Raw genomic sequence first — 20,724 nt, forward strand, 5'->3', positions numbered from 1 at the left:
CTCAGACTCCCTCGACCACAATGATGGTGCTGGTGGCGGAGCGGTGACGTATCTTGGCCACTTCCTGATATTCGGGGTCGTTATAGGCTGCGAGGGCGGCCTCATATGACGGGAATTCAAATACGACGTGCCGGTTCTGGGTGTCGCCTTCCATCACCTGTGCCTGTCCGCCGCGCACGATGGGAACAGCGCCCATGGCCAGCAGGATCGGCGTGTCCTTTTCGATGTACTCTTTGTACGCCTCGGGATCGTTCACTGTGATGTGGCCGATGATGTAACCTTTGGGCATCGTCGTCTCCGGGTATCTGGGTGGCGAGGCGGGAGTTATCCCGCCTTGCCCGGTGTTTTGACGTAAGGCGGGGTTAACCCCGCCCTACAGACTTATTGTGCCAGCCACGCCTGGAATTTGGCGTCGATGTCGTCGCGGTAATCCGCCCAGAACTCGTAGTTGTAGAGGAACGTGTTCTTGGCGTTCTCGGGATCGGTTGGCATGTGTGGCGCCATATCGATACCCAGTTCCGCGTGCTGACCGACCAGTGGGGCCGAAGAGGCACGTGCGGGACCGTAGCTGATGTACTTGGCCTGATCCGCCAGACGCTGTGTGTCTGTCGCGAACTTGACGAAGTCCAGCGCGCGGGCTTCACGCTCGGGGCTCAGGCCCGTCGGGATGATCCAACCGTCAAGGTCGAACACCTGCGCGTCCCACAGCATCGCGATGGGCTGGTCCTGCTCTTCGATCGCGGCAAACAGACGACCGTTATAGGTCGAACCCATGATGACTTCGCCATCGGCGAGCAGCTGGGGCGTGTCCGCACCGGCAGACCACCAGATCACGTCGTCCTTGATGGTGTCGAGCTTGGCCAGAGCCTGATCCTGACCTTCGGATGTTGCCAGAACGTCATAGACTTCGTCCTTGGCCACACCGTCACAGAGCAGAGCCCATTCCATGTTGTTGATCGGGCGCTTTTCGAGGCTGCGTTTGCCGGGGTAGGCGTCTGTGTCGAACACGGCGCAGACATCGGTCGGTGGTGTGTCACCCACGAGGTCGGTGCGATAACCGAATGTGGTCGAATAGACGATCTGCGGGATAAAGCAGTCGCTGACCAGCAGGTCACCGAAATCGTCCGAGGCGGATGTGCCATCGGGGGCAGCGGCAAGCTGTTCGTCCGCATCGATTTCCAGCGCAAGGCCTTCGTCGCACAGGCGGATCGCGTCCGCGGCCACCACGTCAACGACGTCCCATGTGACGTTGCCCGCTTCGTTCATGGCGCGCAGTTTTGCGACAGCCTCGGCCGAGCTTTCGTCCCAAACGGCGGTGACGCCGGGGTTCATCTCGACATATGGTGCGACATAGGCGTTTTGCTGGCTGGCTTGATAAGCGCCGCCCCAGCTGACCAGTGTCATTTCGTTGGCCATATGGCCGTCCGCGAATGCAGTTCCCGAGGCGACGGTGAGTGCCGTCGTTGCCATAAGGGTTTTTGCGAGTTTCATTGTATTACTCCCACTTTTTAAGCCCGTAGTTTGAGTGTGGAAGGCCAGACGTCGGGCGTCCCCCGGCCTTCTTGAGATGCTCAGGCGTCCAGCGCCCGGCAATCGTGTGGCATCCAGCCGATGTCGATCTTGGCGCCGGGTTTCAGGCGGATCTGATCGGGGGCATTGCGTGTCTTGATCACGAAATCATCACTTCCCGCGACGCGCAGTCGGGTGCGAAAGATGTCGCCCATGTAGATGAATTCGAGCACTTCTGCCTTGAGCGTATGTGCATCGGGGTTCAGGCGGCCCTTGTCGATCTCGACCCGTTCGGGGCGGATGGACACGCGGGTGCGCTGCCCCGTTTCGGTGACGTTGATCGGCTTGGCATCGATGATGCTGCCATCATCAAGTTTGACTTCGCAGGTGTCGCCCTTGATCTGTTCAACGACGCCCATCAGCGTGTTGTTCTCGCCGATGAACTGGGCAACAAAGCTGTTTTGCGGTTCTTCGTACAAGGTGTCGGGCGGGGCGAGCTGCTGGATGCGACCATCGTCGAACACGGCGACGCGGTCTGACATGGTCAGCGCCTCGGTTTGGTCGTGCGTCACGTAGACCGTCGTGATGCCCAGTTCATGCGCAAGGTTCGTGATCTCGAATTGCAGGGTTTCGCGCAGTTGTTTGTCAAGCGCGCCCAGCGGTTCGTCCATCAGAACAAGCTCGGGTTCGAACACCAGTGCGCGCGACAGGGCGATCCGCTGTTGTTGGCCACCGGACAGTTGCGCCGGGCGGCGTCCGGCAAAGTCCTGCATCTGCACCATACCCAGCGCGCGCATCACTTTTTCTTCGCGCTCGGATTTGCCGATCTTGCGAACTTCCAGCGGGAAGGACAGGTTTTCTGCCACAGTCATATGCGGGAACAGGGCATAGTTCTGGAACACCATGCCGATCCCGCGTTTGTGTGGCGGTATGTTGTTGATCGAAACACCGCCAAGGCGGATATCGCCATGCGTGGCCGTCTCAAAACCCGCCAGCATCATCAGGCATGTTGTCTTGCCGGACCCGGATGGTCCGAGCATGGTAAGAAACTCTCCCTTGGGCATGGATAGGTTCAGGTCTTTGACGACAAGGTTCTCACCGTCATAACTTTTCTGCACGCGTTCGAATTCGACGAACGCCTGATCGGTCGCAGTATCGGCCAAGATTGGCTCCCCGTGATAGCTTCCGCGGTTACCCGCTTGTTGCCACATGTAAAACTGGACCGCCCGCGTGTTGCAACCAACAAGGTAACAAAATGAGGCAGAACACCGAAATCTGGTCGATTTCACTGCGTAAACACGCCTGTTTGGGCAATTATAATGCCAGAAGTACAAGGAGACGGGCATGGGAATCAGGGACGCAGCGTTCGAAGTTGCGGAGTATCGCAGCCGTTTGGCGCAGGTTCGGGCTGCCATGGATACCGCTGGGCTGACCAGCCTGCTGATCACCGACCCGTCAAACATGTGCTGGCTGACTGGCTATGACGGATGGTCTTTTTATGTCCATCAGGGGGTTGTCGTGACCCACGACGCCGACCCTTTGTGGTGGGGTCGGATGCAGGATGTGGCGGGCGCGCTTCGTACGGCCTGGATGGCGCCCGATCGTGCGGTGGGATACGGTGAACACTACATTCAGACGCCGGACCGTCACCCGATGGAGGATCTGGTGCCGCACCTTTCGGGCCGGATCGGAGTTGAACTCGACAACTACTATTACTCGGCCAAGGCGCACGCGGTGCTTGACCATGCCGGTCTTGACCTTGTTGACGCCACGGGTCTGGTAAACTGGTGCCGGGCGGTCAAGTCGGATGCAGAGATTGCATTCATGCGTTCGGCGGCGCGCATATCAGAGGCGGTTGTCGATGGTATGGCCGAACGGATCGAGCCGGGTGTTCCCAAGAACGAAGTGGTTGCCGATGCCTTTAGGGATGCCATTCGCGGCGTTGACGGAGCGTGGGGGGACTATCCCGCCATCGTCCCGCTGGTGCCTTCGGGTGCGGATGCAGCCGCCCCACATCTGACGTGGGATGGCCGCCCCTTTGAACGAGGTGAAGCGACAACCATTGAAATTGCGGGATGTTATCGGCGCTATCACGTGCCTTTGTGCCGATCCGTGTTTCTGGGGGAACCGCCAGACGAAATGAAGCGCGCCGAGGGTGCCCTGATTGAAGGGCTAGAGGCCGGGCTGGATGCGGCTCGCGCAGGCAACCACACCCGCGATGTGGCAGCGGCCCTCAACCGCGCGCTGAACAAGGTCGGGATCGAACGGACGGCGCGGTGCGGCTATCCGATCGGCCTGAGCTATCCCCCCGATTGGGGCGAGCGGACCATGTCCCTGCGCGCCGAGGATGAGACGATCCTGCAACCGAACATGACGTTTCACTTTATGCCCGGTCTGTGGATGGACGGCTGGGGGCTGGCCATCACGGAAAGCATCCGGATCACTGAAAATGGTTCCGCTGAATGCTTTTGTGACCGGCCACGGGCCATGATCGTCAAGCCCTGAAGCCGGCGATTTAAGCGGCGGGCTTCAGCATATCCTGCTCTTTCAGCTGGGCGTGGCATTCGTCCAGTGCCTTGCGGGCGCGGCGTCCGAACTCCTTGATTTCATCCGGGTTGATGATCAGCGGGGGCGAGATCACCATGCGGTCATAGACATGCCGCATCACCAGATTGTTGGCAAAACAGCGTTCGCGGCACATGAACCCGGCTGTTCCAGCCTCCATTGCGAATTTGGCGCGGCTTTCCTTGTGCGGCGTCAAGGCGAGGGACCCCATCATACCCACGATGGTCGTCTCTCCGACAAGCGGGTGGTCGGACAGTCCGTGCCACATCTCGTGCAATGCGGGGCCGGCCACATCGCGCACATGGTCCAGCACGTGTTCCTCTTGTAGAATGCGCAGGTTTTCCAGCGCAACGGCGCTGGCCACCGGGTGGCCGGAATAGGTGTAGCCGTGATTGAATTCGCCTGACCCGATGACCTCAGCCACCTCATCACAGACAACCGAGCCACCGATTGGCTGGTATCCCGAACTCAATCCCTTGGCGATGGTCATGATGTGCGGCTTGATCCCAAGCGTTTGACTGCCAAACCAGTTGCCTGTTCGACCAAAGCCGCAGATGACCTCATCCGCGATCAGCAGAATTTCATACTTGTCGCAAATGCGCTGGATTTCGGGCCAGTAGGTTGCGGGCGGTATGATCACACCACCCGCACCCTGAATGGGTTCGGCGATGAAGGCGGCGATGCGATCTTCGCCATGTTCAAGGATCGCCTGTTCAAGCTCTTGCGCCCGTGCCAGCCCAAAGGCGTCCGGGTCCATGCCGCCACCCTCGGCCCACCAGTTGGGCTGGTTGATGTGATGAATGTCGGGAATGGGCAGGCCGCCTTGTTCGTGCATTGGCGTCATGCCACCGAGGGACCCCGATCCAACGGATGATCCATGATAGGCGTTCTTGCGGCTGATGATGATCGACTTGGTCGGTTTGCCCTTCATCGCCCAATATGTGCGCACCATCCGGATATTCGTGTCATTCGCTTCGGATCCCGACCCTGCGAAAAACACTTGGTTCAGATCGCCTGGCGCAAGTTCGGCAATCTTCTGAGCCAGCGCGATGGCGGGCACGTGGGTGGTCATGAAGAAGGTGTTGTAGAAGGGCAGTTCGCGCATCTGGCGGGCGGCGACCTCGGCCATCTCTTCGCGGCCGTAGCCAATGTTGACGCACCATAGACCGGCCATTCCATCAAGGATTTCATTGCCTTCGCTGTCGTGCAGATACACGCCCTTGGCCCGCGTGATGATGCGCGCGCCCTTGTCGGCAAGATCCTTGTTCGTGGTGAACGGATGCATGTGGTGGGCCGCATCCAGCGCCTGAAGTTCAGCGGTGGGCAGGTGATTGGTGATGGCGGGCATGAAAACCTCTGAAGTCAGGACTGTGCGGAGAATATGGGCATTGCACGCGCCGTCAATGCGCCAAGTGCAATCGCGCTGGACGAGTCCCATAAAACTTGTTTTCATGATGTGCGACCCCGGAAAGGGGCGATTTACGGGAGTACACCATGAAAAATCTGATGCTGAGCACGACAGCCGTCGTTGCCCTTGCGGGTGCTGCGCTGGCCGATGAAGTGCGCGTTTACAACTGGTCGGACTACATCGACGAAGAGTTGCTGACCAAATTCGAAGAAGAAACCGGGATCAACCTGATCTATGACGTGTTCGACAGCAACGAAGTGCTGGAAACCAAGATGCTGGCGGGATCGTCGGGTTATGATGTGGTCGTTCCTTCCGGCACATTCCTGCAACGCCAGATCAGCGCAGGTGCCTTCCAGAAACTGGACATGTCCAAACTGCCAAATGCCGAAAACCTTTGGGATGTCGTTGAGGCGCGCACCGCGCAATACGACCCCGACAATGCTTACTCCATCAACTACATGTGGGGCACAACTGGTATCGGTGTGAACGTCGGCAAGGTTCAGGAAATCCTTGGCGAAGATGCCCCCTTGGGATCGCTGGAACTGATTTTTAATCCCGAGAATATGGAAAAGCTGCAAGCCTGCGGCGTTCACTTCCTTGATGCCCCGACCGAAATGATCCCGGCGGCACTGAAATACATCGGCGAAGACCCCGACAGCCATGACCCCGACGTGATTGCCAAGGCCGAGCCGGTCCTGCTGGGTGCCAGGCCCTACGTTCAAAAGTTCCACAACTCCGAATACATCAACGCGCTCGCCAATGGTGACATCTGTGTGGCCTTCGGCTGGTCTGGTGACATCCTGCAGGCCCGGGACCGTGCCGCCGAGGCCGATAATGGTGTGGAAATCGCCTATAACGCGCCCAGCGAAGGGGCGCTGATGTGGTTCGACCAGATGGCGATCCCGGTCGATGCGCCCAACCCGGATGCAGCCCACGTGTTCCTAAATTTCATCATGGACGCGCAGAACATGGCGCAGGCGTCGAACTATGTTTACTACGCCAACGGCAACGCGGCCTCCAAAGAGTTCCTGGTCGAGGATGTGATCGGCGATCCGGCGATCTATCCGGATGAGGCGACGCTGGAAAACCTTTATACCACAACGCCGTACCCTGCCCGCGTTCAGCGGACGGTCACGCGCATGTGGACCAAGGTGAAATCGGGCACTTGAGCCTGATCTTTTCGGGCGCGGGCACTTGCTCGCGCCCACTTCAATTTTGATCGGACATTCCGTTGGCAGAAACTGAATTCGCCCCGTGGGACGACCCGGACCAGAAACCCCTGATCCGGTTTCGCAATGTCACCAAACGATTTGGCGATTTCACAGCCATTGATGACCTCACGCTCGATATTTTCGGACAAGAATTCTTTGCGCTGCTTGGCCCATCGGGCTGCGGCAAGACGACGATGATGCGGATGCTGGCCGGTTTTGAACATCCGACGAGCGGTACCATCGAACTTGCCGGACAGGACATCGCAAAAGTACCGCCAAACAAGCGGGCCGTGAACATGATGTTCCAGTCCTATGCGCTGTTTCCGCACCTGTCGATCTGGGACAATATCGCCTTTGGCCTGCGCCGTGAAAGCAAGGACAAGGCCGCGATTTCCGCCCGTGTCGAAGAGATGCTGAAGCTGACCCGGCTTGAGAAATTCGCCCGCCGCAAGCCGCACCAGATATCAGGGGGTCAGCGACAGCGCGTTGCTTTGGCCCGCTCTGCTTGCCAAGGCCCCGAAACTGTTGCTGCTGGACGAACCGCTGGGCGCGCTGGATGCCAAGCTGCGCGAGGCCACGCAGTTCGAATTGATGGATATTCAGGAAAAAACCGGCACCACTTTCGTGATCGTCACCCACGATCAGGAAGAGGCGATGACAGTTGCCAGCCGCATCGCCGTGATGGACGAGGGGCGTGTGATGCAAGTGTCCACGCCCGACAAGATTTACGAAGCACCGCATTCTGTCTATGTTGCTGATTTCATTGGAGATGTGAACATCCTTGATGGTCAGGTTGCTGGCAGCGGTGACGGTATGTTCCGGATCAGCTTTGCCGACAATCAGCCACCCGTTCTGGCCGCTTCTGACAAGCCGTTTTCGGACGGGCAAAGAGCGCATCTTGCCGTGCGTCCGGAAAAAGTATCGATCCATACTGAAAAGCCTGACGGCGTGGACAATCTGCTGGAAGGCAAGGTGCTGGACATCGCTTATCTAGGCAACCTGTCGACCTATCATGTCGAATTGCCGGGCGGGCACGTCATCAAGGCGCAAACCGCCAATACCCGTCGCTTGTCACGCCGTTCGATCACGTGGGAAGATCCGGTTTGGGTCAGTTGGACCAAGACTGCCGGGGTGCTGTTGGAGAAATGAGACGTGCGGTCCTCATAGCTGTTCCATATGCGTGGCTGCTGGCGCTGTTTCTGATCCCGTTCGCCGTTGTTCTCAAGATTTCGCTGTCCGACATTGCACTGGCCATTCCGCCGTACACGCCGACGGCCAAGGACGGCATCTGGAACATGCTGCGCGGGCTGGATTTCGAGAATTTCGTCTTTCTCAGTGAAGATGATCTGTACTGGAAAGCTTACCTGAGCTCGTTGCAGATTGCGCTGATTTCCACGGTTCTGACACTCTGCGTGGGCTACCCGATGGCCTATGCGATGGCGCGCGCGCCGGATCAGTGGCGCGCGACGCTGCTGATGCTGGTGATCCTGCCCTTTTGGACCTCGTTTCTGATCCGCGTTTATGCGTGGGTCGGCATTCTGTCGGGTGAGGGGTTTCTGAATCAGTTCCTGCTGTGGATTGGCGTGATTTCGACGCCGTTGACCATCCTGAACACGAACACGGCAGTCTATATCGGGATTGTTTACACCTATCTGCCGTTCATGATTTTGCCGATCTATTCGGCCTTGGACCGGCTGGACGGGTCCCTGATCGAAGCCGCCGAAGACCTTGGATGCTCGCGCTTGAAAGCGTTCTGGCTGGTGACGGTGCCGCTGTCGAAAAACGGCATCATCGCGGGCTGTTTCCTCGTCTTTATCCCCGCCTTGGGCGAATTCGTGATCCCGTCACTGCTGGGCGGATCGGGCACGTTGATGATCGGAAAAGTTCTGTTTGAGGAGTTCTTCTCCAACCGCGACTGGCCTGTCGCTTCGGCGGTTGCGGTGATCTTGCTGCTGATCCTGATCATTCCGATTGTCCTGTTCCAGCGCAATGAACAGCGTCAGGCGGAGGCCGAGAAATGAGCCGCCTGAGCCCCTTCAACGTCGTGTCCCTGACCCTCGGATTCGTGTTCCTGTACGTGCCGATGCTGATCCTTGTGATCTACAGCTTCAACGCGTCCAAGCTGGTCACGGTCTGGGCCGGATTTTCGACGCAATGGTACGGCGAATTGCTGTCCAACGATGCATTTCTGGACGCGGCGTGGGTGACATTGCGGGTCGCCGTGATCTCATCAACTTTCGCAACTGTTCTGGGCACGATGGCGGCCTATGTCCTGGTCCGGGCTGGGCGATTTTATGGGCGCACACTGTTTTCGGGCATGATCTATGCGCCTCTCGTTATGCCCGAAGTCATCACCGGCTTGTCGCTTTTGCTGTTGTTCATCGGCATCGGTATGGATCGCGGTGTTCTGACAATCGTTCTGGCGCACACGACCTTTTCGATGTGCTTTGTGTCGGTGGTCGTCTCGTCCCGCCTGATGACATTCGACCAGTCGCTGGAAGAGGCGGCGCTCGACCTTGGCGCATCCCCGTTCGAGGCGTTTCGCCTGATCACATTGCCGATCATTGCACCCGCAGTGATTTCCGGCTGGCTGTTGGCTTTCACGCTCAGCCTCGACGATTTGGTGATCGCATCGTTCACCTCCGGGCCGTCAGCCACAACCTTGCCCATGAAAATCTGGTCGTCCGTGCGCCTTGGGGTCAGTCCGGAGATCAACGCGCTTAGCACGATCCTGATTGGGTTGGTGACGGTGGGTGTCATTGCCGCCTCGATTGCCAGTAAACAATCGGCCTTGCGGGCCAAGCGTGACGAACAGGCAGCTGCGCGCGCGCAATGAAGCGCATTTTTTTCCAGTATGCCTATGGCAACGGCCCCCGGTCGGAATGTTGGTGGGACACCATGGCCGAGATCGCTGCAAACTCTGTTTTGAAGGGCGAAATTTCCTGTGACGTTGTGATTGTCGGGGCCGGGTTCACTGGGCTGTCGGCGGCCTATCACCTTGCCCGTGCCGGAGCTTCCGTGGCCATCCTTGAAGCCAATTCAGTTGGGTGGGGCGCGTCTGGTCGAAATGGCGGGTTTTGCTGTCTGGGCGGAGCGAAAGCGTCAGATGCAGCACTGGATCGTCGCGTCGGTCAGGCCGGGCGCATTGAGTGGCGGCAAACTGAAAAAGCGGCAGTTGCGCTTGTGGACACGCTGTTGTCTGACCTTGCTTTGGATGTTGACCGCCATTCGATGGGTGAAACCTGTCTGGCGCATCGGCCACGCGATGCACGTAGCTTTGACAGGCAATGCGCGCGAGTTGAAGAAAACTACGGTGTGACTCCGGATGTGTTGGCGTCAGATGAACTGTCGTCCGCAGGCATGTCTGGCCCATTCCACGGCGCGATGACCATTCCTGTCGGATTTGCCTTGAATCCACGGAAATTCGTCGCTGGCATGCTTGCTGCCGCAGTGTCGGAAGGGGCACGGGTTTTCGATCAAAGTGCTGTCACAAAAATTGACAGCGACGGCGTTTCGACGGCGTTGGGACGCGTCTCGGCAAAGCAGGTGATCCTTGCGACCAACGGGTATTCCAGCGAAGACGTGCCGCCGGCGATGGCGGGGCGCTACATGCCAGCGCAATCGACAGTCATTGTGACGCGGCCGTTGGAAGAGGCCGAACTGGCCGCGCAAGGCTGGACCAGCGACCAGATGGCCTATGACAGTCGCAATCTTCTGCACTACTTTCGGCTTATGCCCGATCGACGGTTTCTGTTTGGTATGCGCGGTGGCATCCTGTCTTCTGATCGATCCGAGGCCGCGTCCCGTGCCCGCGTGATCCGCGACTTTCGAAATATGTTTCCGGCTTGGGCCGATGTCGCCATCCCTCACGTGTGGTCTGGCCTGGTTTGCCTGACGCGTGGATTGGTGCCGTTTGCAGGCCCGCTTGGGAAGCATCCCAATGTTCTGGCGGGGTTTGCCTATCACGGAAACGGTGTGGCGATGGGGACGCATACGGGCAAGGTTCTCGCCGAGTTGGCCCTTGGGCAGAAGCCCGACCTTTATCCGCGTGTCATGAAGGATCCTGCAAGACGGTTTCCCTTAAGCGGATTGCGACGAGCACTTATGCCGCCGCTTTACGCGCTCTATGCGTTAGATGATTTTCGACCTTAAACCGGTTCGCGCAGTCCAAGCACGTTGGCAGCGTCGATCATGTATCCACTGCCCAAGACCAAGAGTGTGGACCCATTGTCCACACGAGCCTCGGTCACGCGCGAATATGCGAGTGCCGGTTCAGTCACCAATACTTCACCATTTGACTTGCTTTCGATCTGAAAACTGTACTCGCCATAAGCAAAGGAGGATCCGTCCGTTTTGCGCCCATCCCAAAGGAAGGTTTCAGCACCGGTGGGCATCGCCTGCCTTTGCACCTCGGTTCCTTGCGCGTTTGTCACGATAAGGGTGACCTCATCAGCGGCGATGGGCGGATTTGGCGCAATGGAGATTGGCGCTCCCTCGAACTTCGCCGGACCCTGAACCAGTGCTTCCATCCCGATCCAGTTTGCGGCACTGGCCATGTCATTTGCGCCCAGCGCAGACAGAATCTGCTCCATCAGATCATTGGTGGTGACCTGCTGTTCGACCATCGAAAACTGGGCAAGTTGCGCGGCGTATTCAGAAGAATCGATTGGCTCAAGCGGATCTTGATACTCGGCCTGTGCCGTCAGCATCTGAAGGAATACTTCAAAATCCGAACTGAGAACGGCATTGCTGGTCGCATTGGCTGACGCAGCGGTCGCCGCTGTCGAAGGTGTGGGTAGAATGTCCATTTGTGTCAAAGCCTCATGTCTATGCCGTCGGGCGCTATTGCCAAAAGAGATGTTGCGCCAGGTGGAAGCGTGGATGCTTCAGGCGCCAGAAGTTCGATCGTAGTCTGGTCTTTCTGGCCGTTGTGATGTTGCGAAGCGTCATCCGATGTCTGACCGCTGTGACCAAAGGAGAAGCTGATATCCTCATACCCAAGCTCCGCAAATGATCTGGTCAGATCGTCAATGTTGCGCCGCATCAGTTCCAGCGTTTCCGGTCGGTCCGCAAGAATGCTCATCGTAACACCGGTTTCTGACGGGTTCAGGATCATGCGGACGCGACCCAGTTCCGCAGGGCTCAGCGCAATTTCGATAGATTTGTCCGTACTGTTGCGCATGGCGTCCGCGATCTGATGCGTAACGCTGGCCGCCAAATCGACACGCGGTGGGGCGGCGGCGGGTGTTGTTCCTGTCGAAGTCAAATGCGTGCGAATATCTGGGCCGACTTCCAATGAAATGTCGCCATGCGATGCATTTGTGTTCAGTTCTGTGATGATATGGGATGCATTGAAGGTGCTCATGCTGGCGTTCTGCATTGTCGCATTGAATACAGCTTTTGGGTGTATGCCCAACTCAGCGGCACCGGCCATGCCGGGCGATGTCGGGCCCGAGAAAGATGTCACCGAATTGTTCGCATCGCCCCGAATGCCAAGCGTGAATATAGTGCCAGACTGTTGAACTGGCATATGCTCAACAACCAGCCTGGCTGCATGTCCGCCGAGATGGCGTTCGAGCAGTGTCATTGCCGGTGGGCCTGCAAACTTGGTCGCCGTTACAGCGTCTCGCGGTCCTATTCCGGTTTCAACGGACGGGTTCGGCGCGGTTGACGTTTTGGCAGTTGGTTCGTCGAAGGAAGTTCGCGCCGGCGTACTGGCCGCACTTTGCAGGCCGCCGTTGATATTTCGCGTTGTTGACTCCGTACTCGCCACTTGCACTCGATTGACCGACGGTTGTGCAGTTTCTGAGTTGCCCTGCGATTTTGGCGTATCGAGAACCGTAGCTGCGTCAGATGATTGGGTATTCTTCGCAACGTGCTGTGGACTGGCGATTGTAAGTGGGACCGCCTCGTTTCCATTATTCCTGGAAACCGAATCGACAGCTGTATTGCCGATGACGACGTTGTTTGACCGCTCAGAACGCGTCGTACTGGGCGCCTCAGTCTGCGCCAAAGCAGGGTGCGTTGAGGGCTGATCTTGTGTATTGTTCGGCTTCGCGACAAAGGGTGCGTTCGATGAATTTGACTCGACTTTTTCCTGGGCAATACTTCCAGTACTGAATTCCGGCTCTCCACGAGAACTGTCCTGTGCGGCGGGGAGGGAGCCATCAGCCTGAACATCCTGTCGATGGGTACGTAGTAGCGTTTCGGATGACCCGGCTTGGTTTTTCACAGGAACGTCTTTGGCAGCCATTTCATGGCTTACCGCCGCCTCATTTGTCATTTCGGCGTCCTGCGCAGCCTCATGACTTTTAAAGGCACTCTCAAAACCGTCGTGGGACGAATTCCGATCCACGGGCAATTTGCCTGGGTCCGTCCGCGAGGACAGTTTTGACAACGCATTCAGATCCATGGGCGTCTCCGGGATTTCTTCCACTGAGCCTGCACTATGGGCTGCGATGGTTACCGGTTCTTTACCGCTTGTTCTGCATGATGGAAAAAATCGATCCAATTGAAAGGATGTCGGCATGCAGTTGACCCCGATAGAAACGAGTCCCCTCACCAGTGCCAATAAACACGACACAGCATTGCGTGCCGCAGCTGAAAAACTGGAGGCGACATTTCTCGCAGAGATGCTCAAATCCGCTGGGCTGGGGGAAACGCGGGATGCCTTTGGCGGTGGCGCGGGTGAAGACCAGTTTTCGTCCTTTCTGGTGCAGGCACAGGCGGAAGAAATGGTTGCGGCAGGTGGGCTTGGCCTCGCCGAAGCCCTCTTTGAGGCCCTAAAGGAGCGACAGATCGATGGATGACGAAATTCTCGTCGCTATGGACGCACTCGAAGACCTGCTGGATGCGGAAAGAGCGGCTTTGTTGGTTGGCAAACTAGATGACGTGTCGCGTTTGCACCCGCAAAAGGAAAGGTTGATTGCAGTACTCAGGGACCATGCTTCAGAGGATCGCGACAGGTTCAAAGGGTTGCACCATAAAGTCGAACGCAATCAGGTCCTCTTGGACAGTGCCCTGAACGGCATCCGGTCGGTTGCGCGGCGATTGTCAGCGATCAGGCAGGTGCGCACGTCGCTGGATACCTACGACTCTCTGGGTAGGAAAAAGTCCGTCGACCTGCGCCCATCCGGATCTCTGGAAAAGCGAGCTTGAACGAGATTGAGTCAAATGCGCGGTATTCGCATCGACGCGGTTAGGGTTGCATTAGCTAAATTGGCGGCATGTTCCACGGGCACTCGGAACGGGTGGCGCACAACCCCGAGTGGGGGGCTGCATTTGTCAGAACGGCAATTGGACCATCCCGAGCGGGACTGGTCATAACCCCTGGCGCAAAGCGCCGTGACAAAAGGACATCAATATGTCGAGCATTCTTACGAACAATAGCGCAATGGTTGCGTTGCAAACCCTCAAGTCGATCAACAAGAACCTCGCAATGACGCAAAGCGAGATTTCGACCGGTAAATCAGTCGCAAGTGCGAAAGATAACTCTGCCGTCTGGGCCATCTCAAAAGTGATGGAATCTGACGTCAAAGGTTTCAAGGCCGTTTCGGAAAGCCTTGCACTGGGTGACAGTACAGTTGCCGTGGCTGCAAACGCATCAGAGACAATCACCGACCTTCTGAATGAAGTGAAGGGTCGTATCGTTGCGGCGCAGGAAGAAAACGTTGATCGCGATCTCGATCCAGCAGGACATCACCGCACTGACGGAACAAATCGGCTCTGTCGTGGCTGCCGCGCAGTTCAACGGTCTGAACCTGATCGATGGATCAAGCACTGATGCGGTTCAAATCCTGTCGTCTCTGAACCGGGACAGCAGCGGTGCGGTCACGGCTGGTCAAATTGATGTTGTGCGTCAAAACCTGTCGACAACGACTCCTGCATCGGCTCAGGGCTTTGGTGCCGGTGCTTCGACGCAACCTCTCGCGAACGAAGCGATTCAGGTGGGCGCTGCCAACACAGGATTTGCTGCGGCAGCAACTGATCCCGTAACGTCGGTTACTGTGACCGGTGGTACCAACACCACTGTTTCCATTGGCGCGGTGTCGGCCGGCAACAGCTATCAGCTGACCCTTGATGGGCTGTCGATCAACACCGCAGACGGAAGCTCCGCCACAGGCCGTCGTGACTTCCAGTATGTCGCAAGTGCAGAAGATGGTCAGGCTGACGTCATCAACGCCTTGGCCAATCAACTGAGTGCTTTCTTCTCTGCGGCGACAAACAGTTCCGATGGATATGCAGTTACCGTTGACATCGCCAACAGCACCCTGACATTTGCGACCGGTGCGACGGCGGGTGACGTTGATGTGGGCGCTGTGTTCCAAAACGCAGGTACACCAGGTTCGACTGCATCCTCCGGTGGTCTTGGGCTGTTGCAGACCCTTGATGTGACAACTGACGCAACCGGTGCTTTGGCTGCAATCGATGGCCTGATTGGGCAGTCGATCAGTGCTGCTGCCGCATTCGGTACCGTGCAGAACAGGATCGAGACACAGTCGGAGTTTGTCAGCAATCTGACCGACTCGTTCAAGTCCGGTATCGGTTCGTTGGTTGATGCAGACATGGAAGAAGTGTCGGCCCGTCTTCAGGCGTTGCAGACACAGCAGCAGTTGGGCGTTCAGTCGCTATCGATTGCCAACCAGGCGCCACAGACCATTTTGTCGCTCTTCCGTTAAGGCAAATAGACGAGGCGCTATTTCTTGGCGCCTCGTCACCTCAATGAATACCCCAACAATCAGGTGACAGTGTGAGCGCGACTTCCCAAGCCTTGCGAGGCTATGCCACAAACGCCGCGTCAACCCGCAGCGACCGCCGAGCGGAATACGAGATCATTGCACGCGTCACTCAAGAGCTACGCGATCGTGCCGTGAAGCAAAAGTCGGATTTTCCAGCTTTTGTCGAGGCTCTGCACAACAATCAACGACTTTGGACAGCGCTTGTTGTCGACGTGGCAGATATCAAAAACCCACTCCCTAAGGAGTTGAAGGCACGGATTGTCTATCTTGCGGAATTTACGGCCAATCATTCCCGCCAAGTTCTCAAGAAGAAAGCATCCGTCATGCCGCTTCTCGAAATCAACATGGCAGTTTTGCGCGGCCTCAAAAAAGAAGGACCTGTGACATGAGCGGCCTTATCCTAAAGCTTAGCCCTAAAGAAAGAGTCCTGATAAACGGTGCCGTCATCGAGAACGGAGATCGCCGAAGCAGGCTGGCTGTCATGACGCCGGATGTGCACATCTTGCGCTTGCGAGATGCAATCCATCCTGAAGATGCCAAAACGCCGGTGCGACGCATGTGTTACGCAGTGCAACTGGTGTTGTCTGGCGACTCCGACAAGGACGGCGTACGCAAGCAATTGCTGCGCGGGGTCGAGGAACTCAGCCAGGTTTTCGTCGACGATGACAGTCGCAAACATCTGGATATTGCTTCGACGGCACTTGTTGGCGACGATCATTATCGCTGTCTGAAGGCCCTGCGCGCGTTGCTGCCTCGCGAACAGCGTCTTCTAGCCGCAGGAAGCTAAGTGTTATGTATCAGCCAGTCATCATTTCGTCCGGCCTGGTTGGATGGCAGTTTCTGCAACGCACTTACGACCAACAGTTTACCGCGTTTAATCAATCGGCTGAACTGAAACGGGACACGGACCACTTTATTGAAAACATCGGTAGTGTGCGTAGTGCAGAAGACCTCGTTTCGGATCGACGCATGCTGACAGTGGCGCTGGGCGCATTTGGTCTGCAGGATGACATCAATAATCGCTTTTTCATCGAAAAAATGCTAAGCGATGGAACGACCGCCAACGATGCCTTGGCCAATCGTTTTACCGATACCCGCTATCAAGATTTTTCAGCGGCCTTTGGTCTGGGACAAGGTGAAATCCCGCGAACTTCGCGACCTGATTTCGCGGCAGAGATTATCTCGAAGTATCAGGCCAACAGTTTTGAAATTGCCACGGGGAACCAGGACGACACGATGCGCGTGGCTTTGTATGCGGAACGGGTTTTGCCTGACGTTGTCGGCGGCGATGGAAGCTCTGCGCAAAAATGGTTCTCCATCATGGGCCAACCTCCGCTAAGGAATCTGTTTGAGACGGCTTTGGGGCTACCTGACGCATTCGGGCAGGCCGACATCGATTTTCAGCTCGGTGTGTTCCAGGATCGGGCAGAGCGCATTTTCGGAGTGAGCGATCCTGCCGAGTTCGCAGAACCTGAAAATCTTGAGCGTGTTGTCAATGCCTTCCTGGCCAGATCGCAGCTTGAAGCGGGCGGAGCAGGCAGTTCTTCTGCCGCGATTGCGTTGACCTTGCTGCAGGCATAGGCGCACCAGCCGCTCTATTGTGTGCAACGTGTCAGTAATCTGACTTTCGCAATGCGTTCACAGTTGTTTGGCGGTAGATCTGACTACAAACCTACCGCCATCATATCGCTGCCATGATGGCGTTTGGCTTGTGACTTTTGCGCTTCATTTCCGGAGGTATTGGTCTGTCAGAGATCATTCACCCACGGGTTCAGTTTTTGGGCCTGCCCGCGCGGCGGAGTACAAGATTGAGTTGGTCGAAACTGTGCGCTTGCCCTTTGGAATGTTGCACTGCCATGCTGTCATCCAGTGAGGACCAGACTTGAATCGCCGCGTCAATTTCAGGGTCTGTCCCATGCGTATATAGCCCGGCTGTTATCATCATCTGGTTCTGAGCGTACACGCTGAAATGTTTCCTCACCTGACTGATGGTTTCGTTTTCCTCGACAGTCGCCGCATCTGGCAGACTGCGCGACACGGATCTTAAGACGTCGACTGCGGGAAACCTTCCACGCTCCGCGATTGTTCTGTCCAGCACGATGTGCCCATCCAGAACACCGCGCAGAATGTCGGCGATGGGTTCATCCATATCCGACCCGGCAACGAGGACGCTAAACACGGCTGTTATGTCGCCCTGATCTTCCGACCCCGGCCCGGCCCGTTCGCAAAGCGACATGATCAAATGGGACGTGGACGGGGGAACCCTCGCAACACTGGCGCTTCGCCAGCGGCGACGGCCACTTCGCGATGGGCCTCGGCAAATCGTGTTACAGAATCGGACAGAAGCAAAACGGAGAGGCCAAGGTCACGGAAGTACTCGGCGATGGCCATTGCGGTCCATGCACATCTGCGACGCACCAGAGCGGCCTGATCAGAGGTCGCTGCGACAACTATGGTGCGTTTGCGCCCTTCGGCACCCAACACGTTGTCAAAGAAGTGACGTACTTCGCGCCCGCGTTCACCAATCAAGGCGACCACGACAATGTCCGCTGCCATGGTTTTCGCCAATTGCCCCATCAGGCTGGATTTCCCGACACCGGACCCTGCAAACAGACCGACGCGCTGGCCGCGCACAATGGGCAGCATCGTGTCAAATACCAGATAGCCGGTGTCCAGACGTTTGCCCAAAGGGCGTCGCGTTGCCGCAGCTGGCGGGCTGGCGTGCAGCGCATGCTGTGTGAATCCCGATACCAAAGGCCGCCCATCCAGAGGGTTCCCATCCGGATCGATGATCCTTCCGATCCAAGAACGATCCGGAGCGATTCCTGAACTGCGATCCAGAACAACACTGTCGCCCTGAGCCACGCCGCTGACCGCCCCATCTGGCAACAGGATGATGCCATCCGGTGACAATTGTACAACCTCTCCACACAAGATCGTGCCGTCCCTGCGTCTCACTTCGGCTCGATCACCGATCCGTGCGTCGCCATCCAACCCGCTGGCTGTGATCATCCCGCCCTTCACGCTGGTGACACGGCCGAGTGCGCGGGCGGTTTTGATTTCGGACAGGTGCGCGTGGAAAGACTTCAAACGAGCTGCTTGCTGCATTGGACCCTCTAAGTGGCTGCAAACAGTTTTTAAAGGAATCACAGTTAAGCCTTGGTTGAAATTACACGAGGGAGAAGCCCCGATGTTCCAAAATCTGACTGTTTTCGAAACGGCCCACGCGATGGCAGTACACGCTGGGCAGCGTCAGGCTGTCATTGCGCAAAATGTCGCAAACGCAGACACGCCCGGATTTGTCGGGCGCGACTTGCCAAGTTTTCAAGAGATTTACTCCCCGGATCAGGCCAACTCTTCGCTGCAGCGCGCAACGCGGGACGGGCATTTGAATGGGGCAATTCTGCCCGACGCCGAAGGCATGATACGCGAAGACCGGTCTTTCGCCGCGCCGGATGGAAACTCTGTTTCTTTGGAAACCGAAATGCTGCGTGCCACAGACGCCAAACGCCAGCATGACCGGTCACTGGCCATCTACAAATCCGCGATGAACATTCTGCGATCCAGTCTTGGACGCCAGTAAGGAGCATCTGCAATGACTGATTTTTCAAAAGCATTGGGTGTGTCCACCAGTGGCCTGCAAGCGCAGGCCGCGCGACTGCGTCACTTGTCAGAAAACATCTCCAATGCGGACACGCCGGGGTATCGGCGCAAGACGGTTCCGTTCCGCACCGCATTCGATGCGGGAAGCGGGGTGTCCAAAGTCGAGGTGGGCCGTGTGTCACTGGACGACCGCGAGTTGGAACGTATTTTCGATCCCTCGCATCCCATGGCCGACGAGTCCGGGCACTTCGACGGATCGAACGTCGATCTTCTGATCGAAATCGCTGACGCGCGTGAGGCGCAGCGCAGTTACGAAGCCAATCTCAAAATGTTTGAACAGGCCCGGCAAATGTCTTCCGGGTTAATGCAACTGCTGCGTCGTTAAGCGACGCGGGCAACAATGGAGATCCAGAATGGATTCAGCAGCACTTTCCGCAGTTCAGAGTTATTCCGCATCGCGGGCCGCAACGCAGCCGGGCAAGGCGTCCGGCGACAGCATGTTCGGGCGCATGGCCATGGATTTTGCCCAAACGCTGGCGCAGGGCGAACAGGTTGCCCAGCAATCGATGACCGGAGATGCTGATCCGCATGCCCTCGTTCAGGCGCTTGCGCAAACGGAACTGGCCGTCGAAACAGCCGTGACGGTCAGAAACAAAGTTGTTGAAGCCTATCAGGAAATCCTGCGGATGCCCGTGTAGGATGCTCAATGAAGTGATCTTTTACGACACCATGCGCCAGGGCCTGTGGATCGCAGTTATTGTTTCGGTCCCAATTCTGACGGTTGCGTTGGTTGCCGGGGTCTCGATCGGCCTGGTGCAGGCGCTGACGTCAATCCAGGAAATGACCCTGACCTTCGTGCCGAAACTTGCTGCGATCATGATCGTGTTCTGGATGTCCATGGGTTTCATGACGCAGACGATGGTGTCGTTTTTTCAAGATTGGATCATTCCCCTGATCATCGGAGGTTAAGATGGACAGTACCGGCTACATTACACTGACACGGCAATCGGGTCTCATGCGCGAGATGCAGGTTGTGGCCAACAACATCGCGAATGCCGCAACCACCGGATTCCGGCAAGAAGGCGTGGTGTTTTCCGAATTTGTGCGCGGCGTTCAGGGGGGCTTCGCTGTCGATGGGGCATGGCAACGGTCGCCACAGTTCGTTCGAGCAAGGCAGCCTCACACAGACGGGTGGAACATTTGATTTTGCCATCGAGGGTGACGGGTATTTCCTGATTCAGACGCCCGATGGTGAACGTTTGACCCGCGCAGGAAGTTTCACGCCAAACGGAGCGGGGGACCTCGTAACCAACGAAGGACATCCGGTTTTGGACGCGGGCGGTGCGCCGGTGTTCATACCGCCTGACGCGCGTTCAATTTCAGTTTCGCCCGATGGGACAGTCAGCGCGGATGGAGCGCTTGCGGGTCAGATCGGACTGGTCACTCCGGCCAATCCGGGCGCGATGATGCGCGAAAGTGGAGTGATGTTCCGTGCGGAGGAGGGGTTTGAGCCCGCTGAAAACGCACGCATGCTCCAGGGATTTGTCGAAGAATCCAACGTGGATGCCATCAGCCAGTTGGCGCGCATGATCGAAGTACAAAGGGCCTATGAGATGGGCCAAAGCTTTCTCGATTCAGAAGATGAACGCGTTCGCCGAGCGATGGACGCCATGTTGAAATCCAACTGAGG

The 20,724-nt window shown here is 57.2% G+C and carries 20 protein-coding genes and 4 pseudogenes; 17 read left to right on the forward strand and 7 right to left on the reverse strand.

Translation table 11 applies throughout. From position 1 onward, the window contains the following. Position 1 precedes the first annotated feature (1 nt). From ACERZ8_RS06045 to ACERZ8_RS06055, 3 genes are all read right to left on the reverse strand, one after another. Positions 2-289, reverse strand: a complete 288-nt coding sequence (locus tag ACERZ8_RS06045; protein WP_407591298.1) for a DUF1330 domain-containing protein — start codon at positions 287-289, stop codon at positions 2-4. A 92-nt stretch (positions 290-381) separates the two neighbouring features. Then, complete coding sequence (locus tag ACERZ8_RS06050; protein ID WP_407591300.1) at positions 382-1,491, reverse strand: extracellular solute-binding protein; 1,110 nt, start codon at positions 1,489-1,491, stop codon at positions 382-384. A gap of 80 nt (positions 1,492-1,571) precedes the next feature. Next, positions 1,572-2,672: an ABC transporter ATP-binding protein gene (locus ACERZ8_RS06055; RefSeq protein ID WP_407591301.1), complete on the reverse strand. Its 1,101-nt coding sequence runs from the start codon at positions 2,670-2,672 to the stop codon at positions 1,572-1,574. Positions 2,673-2,853: 181 nt separating this feature from the next. Between ACERZ8_RS06055 and ACERZ8_RS06060 the strand changes: the two genes are divergently transcribed. Then, complete coding sequence (locus ACERZ8_RS06060) at positions 2,854-4,014, forward strand: M24 family metallopeptidase (protein WP_407591302.1); 1,161 nt, start codon at positions 2,854-2,856, stop codon at positions 4,012-4,014. A gap of 10 nt (positions 4,015-4,024) precedes the next feature. Here ACERZ8_RS06060 and ACERZ8_RS06065 read toward each other — a convergent pair whose 3' ends face one another. After that, positions 4,025-5,422: an aspartate aminotransferase family protein gene (locus ACERZ8_RS06065; protein ID WP_407591304.1), complete on the reverse strand. Its 1,398-nt coding sequence runs from the start codon at positions 5,420-5,422 to the stop codon at positions 4,025-4,027. Positions 5,423-5,568: 146 nt separating this feature from the next. Here ACERZ8_RS06065 and ACERZ8_RS06070 point away from each other — a divergent pair, with 146 nt between their 5' ends. From ACERZ8_RS06070 to ACERZ8_RS06090, 5 genes and pseudogenes are all read left to right on the forward strand, one after another. Next, on the forward strand, positions 5,569-6,651 hold the full coding sequence (locus ACERZ8_RS06070) for a polyamine ABC transporter substrate-binding protein (protein WP_407591305.1): 1,083 nt from the start codon (positions 5,569-5,571) through the stop codon (positions 6,649-6,651). A 62-nt stretch (positions 6,652-6,713) separates the two neighbouring features. Further along, positions 6,714-7,842, forward strand: a pseudogene (locus ACERZ8_RS06075) (ABC transporter ATP-binding protein). Continuing rightward, on the forward strand, positions 7,839-8,714 hold the full coding sequence (locus ACERZ8_RS06080; RefSeq protein WP_407591306.1) for an ABC transporter permease subunit: 876 nt from the start codon (positions 7,839-7,841) through the stop codon (positions 8,712-8,714). The pseudogene ACERZ8_RS06075 and the gene ACERZ8_RS06080 overlap by 4 nt, the downstream one beginning before the upstream one ends. Continuing rightward, positions 8,711-9,529, forward strand: a complete 819-nt coding sequence (locus ACERZ8_RS06085) for an ABC transporter permease subunit (RefSeq protein WP_407591307.1) — start codon at positions 8,711-8,713, stop codon at positions 9,527-9,529. Before ACERZ8_RS06080 ends, ACERZ8_RS06085 begins: the two co-directional genes overlap by 4 nt. Next, on the forward strand, positions 9,526-10,845 hold the full coding sequence (locus ACERZ8_RS06090; RefSeq protein WP_407591308.1) for an NAD(P)/FAD-dependent oxidoreductase: 1,320 nt from the start codon (positions 9,526-9,528) through the stop codon (positions 10,843-10,845). The genes ACERZ8_RS06085 and ACERZ8_RS06090 overlap by 4 nt, the downstream gene beginning before the upstream one ends. Here the strand turns inward: ACERZ8_RS06090 and ACERZ8_RS06095 are convergent. Next, positions 10,842-11,501: a flagellar hook capping FlgD N-terminal domain-containing protein gene (locus ACERZ8_RS06095; protein WP_407594180.1), complete on the reverse strand. Its 660-nt coding sequence runs from the start codon at positions 11,499-11,501 to the stop codon at positions 10,842-10,844. The genes ACERZ8_RS06090 and ACERZ8_RS06095 overlap by 4 nt on opposite strands. Before the next feature lie 5 nt (positions 11,502-11,506). Beyond that, positions 11,507-13,105 (reverse strand): flagellar hook-length control protein FliK, encoded by a 1,599-nt coding sequence (locus ACERZ8_RS06100; RefSeq protein WP_407591309.1) that lies wholly within the window; start codon positions 13,103-13,105, stop codon positions 11,507-11,509. 115 nt (positions 13,106-13,220) lie between these two features. Here ACERZ8_RS06100 and ACERZ8_RS06105 point away from each other — a divergent pair, with 115 nt between their 5' ends. The 6 genes and pseudogenes from ACERZ8_RS06105 to ACERZ8_RS06130 all read left to right on the forward strand — a co-directional run bounded on the left by ACERZ8_RS06105 (position 13,221) and on the right by ACERZ8_RS06130 (position 17,012). After that, a complete protein-coding gene (locus tag ACERZ8_RS06105; protein WP_407591310.1) occupies positions 13,221-13,502 on the forward strand; it encodes a rod-binding protein in 282 nt (93 codons plus the stop codon). After that, the gene (locus tag ACERZ8_RS06110; RefSeq protein WP_407591311.1) at positions 13,495-13,851 is read left to right on the forward strand and encodes a flagellar biosynthesis protein FlgN; all 357 of its coding nucleotides are present in this window, start codon (positions 13,495-13,497) and stop codon (positions 13,849-13,851) included. Before ACERZ8_RS06105 ends, ACERZ8_RS06110 begins: the two co-directional genes overlap by 8 nt. 205 nt (positions 13,852-14,056) lie before the next feature. Further along, positions 14,057-15,371, forward strand: a pseudogene (locus ACERZ8_RS06115) (flagellin N-terminal helical domain-containing protein). Positions 15,372-15,442: 71 nt separating this feature from the next. Continuing rightward, a complete protein-coding gene (gene flaF, locus ACERZ8_RS06120; RefSeq protein WP_407591312.1) occupies positions 15,443-15,820 on the forward strand; it encodes a flagellar biosynthesis regulator FlaF in 378 nt (125 codons plus the stop codon). Then, the gene (gene flbT, locus ACERZ8_RS06125) at positions 15,817-16,218 is read left to right on the forward strand and encodes a flagellar biosynthesis repressor FlbT (protein WP_407591313.1); all 402 of its coding nucleotides are present in this window, start codon (positions 15,817-15,819) and stop codon (positions 16,216-16,218) included. Before flaF ends, flbT begins: the two co-directional genes overlap by 4 nt. 5 nt (positions 16,219-16,223) lie before the next feature. After that, positions 16,224-17,012: a DUF1217 domain-containing protein gene (locus ACERZ8_RS06130; RefSeq protein ID WP_407591314.1), complete on the forward strand. Its 789-nt coding sequence runs from the start codon at positions 16,224-16,226 to the stop codon at positions 17,010-17,012. Between the two features lie 190 nt (positions 17,013-17,202). Here ACERZ8_RS06130 and ACERZ8_RS06135 read toward each other — a convergent pair. Further along, a pseudogene (locus ACERZ8_RS06135) lies at positions 17,203-18,539 on the reverse strand (FliI/YscN family ATPase). 82 nt (positions 18,540-18,621) lie between these two features. On the opposite strand from ACERZ8_RS06135, the gene ACERZ8_RS06140 reads away from it, so the two are divergent. The 5 genes and pseudogenes from ACERZ8_RS06140 (at position 18,622) to ACERZ8_RS06160 (ending at position 20,722) form a co-directional block, all read left to right on the forward strand. After that, on the forward strand, positions 18,622-19,014 hold the full coding sequence (locus ACERZ8_RS06140) for a FlgB family protein (protein ID WP_407591315.1): 393 nt from the start codon (positions 18,622-18,624) through the stop codon (positions 19,012-19,014). 12 nt (positions 19,015-19,026) lie between these two features. Further along, positions 19,027-19,419 (forward strand): flagellar basal body rod protein FlgC, encoded by a 393-nt coding sequence (flgC, locus tag ACERZ8_RS06145; protein WP_407591316.1) that lies wholly within the window; start codon positions 19,027-19,029, stop codon positions 19,417-19,419. Positions 19,420-19,447: 28 nt separating this feature from the next. Continuing rightward, positions 19,448-19,732 carry a flagellar hook-basal body complex protein FliE gene (gene fliE, locus ACERZ8_RS06150; RefSeq protein WP_407591317.1) on the forward strand — a complete coding sequence of 95 codons (285 nt, stop codon included), beginning with the start codon at positions 19,448-19,450 and terminating at the stop codon, positions 19,730-19,732. Position 19,733: 1 nt separating this feature from the next. After that, positions 19,734-20,003 (forward strand): flagellar biosynthetic protein FliQ, encoded by a 270-nt coding sequence (locus tag ACERZ8_RS06155; RefSeq protein WP_407591318.1) that lies wholly within the window; start codon positions 19,734-19,736, stop codon positions 20,001-20,003. A gap of 1 nt (position 20,004) precedes the next feature. Continuing rightward, a pseudogene (locus ACERZ8_RS06160) lies at positions 20,005-20,722 on the forward strand (flagellar hook-basal body complex protein). The last annotated feature ends 2 nt before the right edge of the window (positions 20,723-20,724 follow it).

Origin of the sequence: Tateyamaria armeniaca, assembly GCF_045797845.1 — a bacterium.
GTDB lineage: Bacteria > Pseudomonadota > Alphaproteobacteria > Rhodobacterales > Rhodobacteraceae > Tateyamaria > Tateyamaria armeniaca.

Coding starts and splice junctions, on each gene's coding strand:
- ACERZ8_RS06045 (WP_407591298.1), bottom strand. CDS start 289: ATGCCCAAAGGTTACATCATCGGCCACATCACAGTGAACGATCCCGAG.
- ACERZ8_RS06050 (WP_407591300.1), bottom strand. CDS start 1,491: ATGAAACTCGCAAAAACCCTTATGGCAACGACGGCACTCACCGTCGCC.
- ACERZ8_RS06060 (WP_407591302.1), top strand. CDS start 2,854: ATGGGAATCAGGGACGCAGCGTTCGAAGTTGCGGAGTATCGCAGCCGT.
- ACERZ8_RS06065 (WP_407591304.1), bottom strand. CDS start 5,422: ATGCCCGCCATCACCAATCACCTGCCCACCGCTGAACTTCAGGCGCTG.
- ACERZ8_RS06070 (WP_407591305.1), top strand. CDS start 5,569: ATGAAAAATCTGATGCTGAGCACGACAGCCGTCGTTGCCCTTGCGGGT.
- ACERZ8_RS06080 (WP_407591306.1), top strand. CDS start 7,839: ATGAGACGTGCGGTCCTCATAGCTGTTCCATATGCGTGGCTGCTGGCG.
- ACERZ8_RS06085 (WP_407591307.1), top strand. CDS start 8,711: ATGAGCCGCCTGAGCCCCTTCAACGTCGTGTCCCTGACCCTCGGATTC.
- ACERZ8_RS06090 (WP_407591308.1), top strand. CDS start 9,526: ATGAAGCGCATTTTTTTCCAGTATGCCTATGGCAACGGCCCCCGGTCG.
- ACERZ8_RS06095 (WP_407594180.1), bottom strand. CDS start 11,501: ATGGACATTCTACCCACACCTTCGACAGCGGCGACCGCTGCGTCAGCC.
- ACERZ8_RS06100 (WP_407591309.1), bottom strand. CDS start 13,105: ATGGATCTGAATGCGTTGTCAAAACTGTCCTCGCGGACGGACCCAGGC.
- ACERZ8_RS06105 (WP_407591310.1), top strand. CDS start 13,221: ATGCAGTTGACCCCGATAGAAACGAGTCCCCTCACCAGTGCCAATAAA.
- ACERZ8_RS06110 (WP_407591311.1), top strand. CDS start 13,495: ATGGATGACGAAATTCTCGTCGCTATGGACGCACTCGAAGACCTGCTG.
- flbT (WP_407591313.1), top strand. CDS start 15,817: ATGAGCGGCCTTATCCTAAAGCTTAGCCCTAAAGAAAGAGTCCTGATA.
- ACERZ8_RS06130 (WP_407591314.1), top strand. CDS start 16,224: ATGTATCAGCCAGTCATCATTTCGTCCGGCCTGGTTGGATGGCAGTTT.
- ACERZ8_RS06140 (WP_407591315.1), top strand. CDS start 18,622: ATGTTCCAAAATCTGACTGTTTTCGAAACGGCCCACGCGATGGCAGTA.
- flgC (WP_407591316.1), top strand. CDS start 19,027: ATGACTGATTTTTCAAAAGCATTGGGTGTGTCCACCAGTGGCCTGCAA.
- fliE (WP_407591317.1), top strand. CDS start 19,448: ATGGATTCAGCAGCACTTTCCGCAGTTCAGAGTTATTCCGCATCGCGG.
- ACERZ8_RS06155 (WP_407591318.1), top strand. CDS start 19,734: ATGCTCAATGAAGTGATCTTTTACGACACCATGCGCCAGGGCCTGTGG.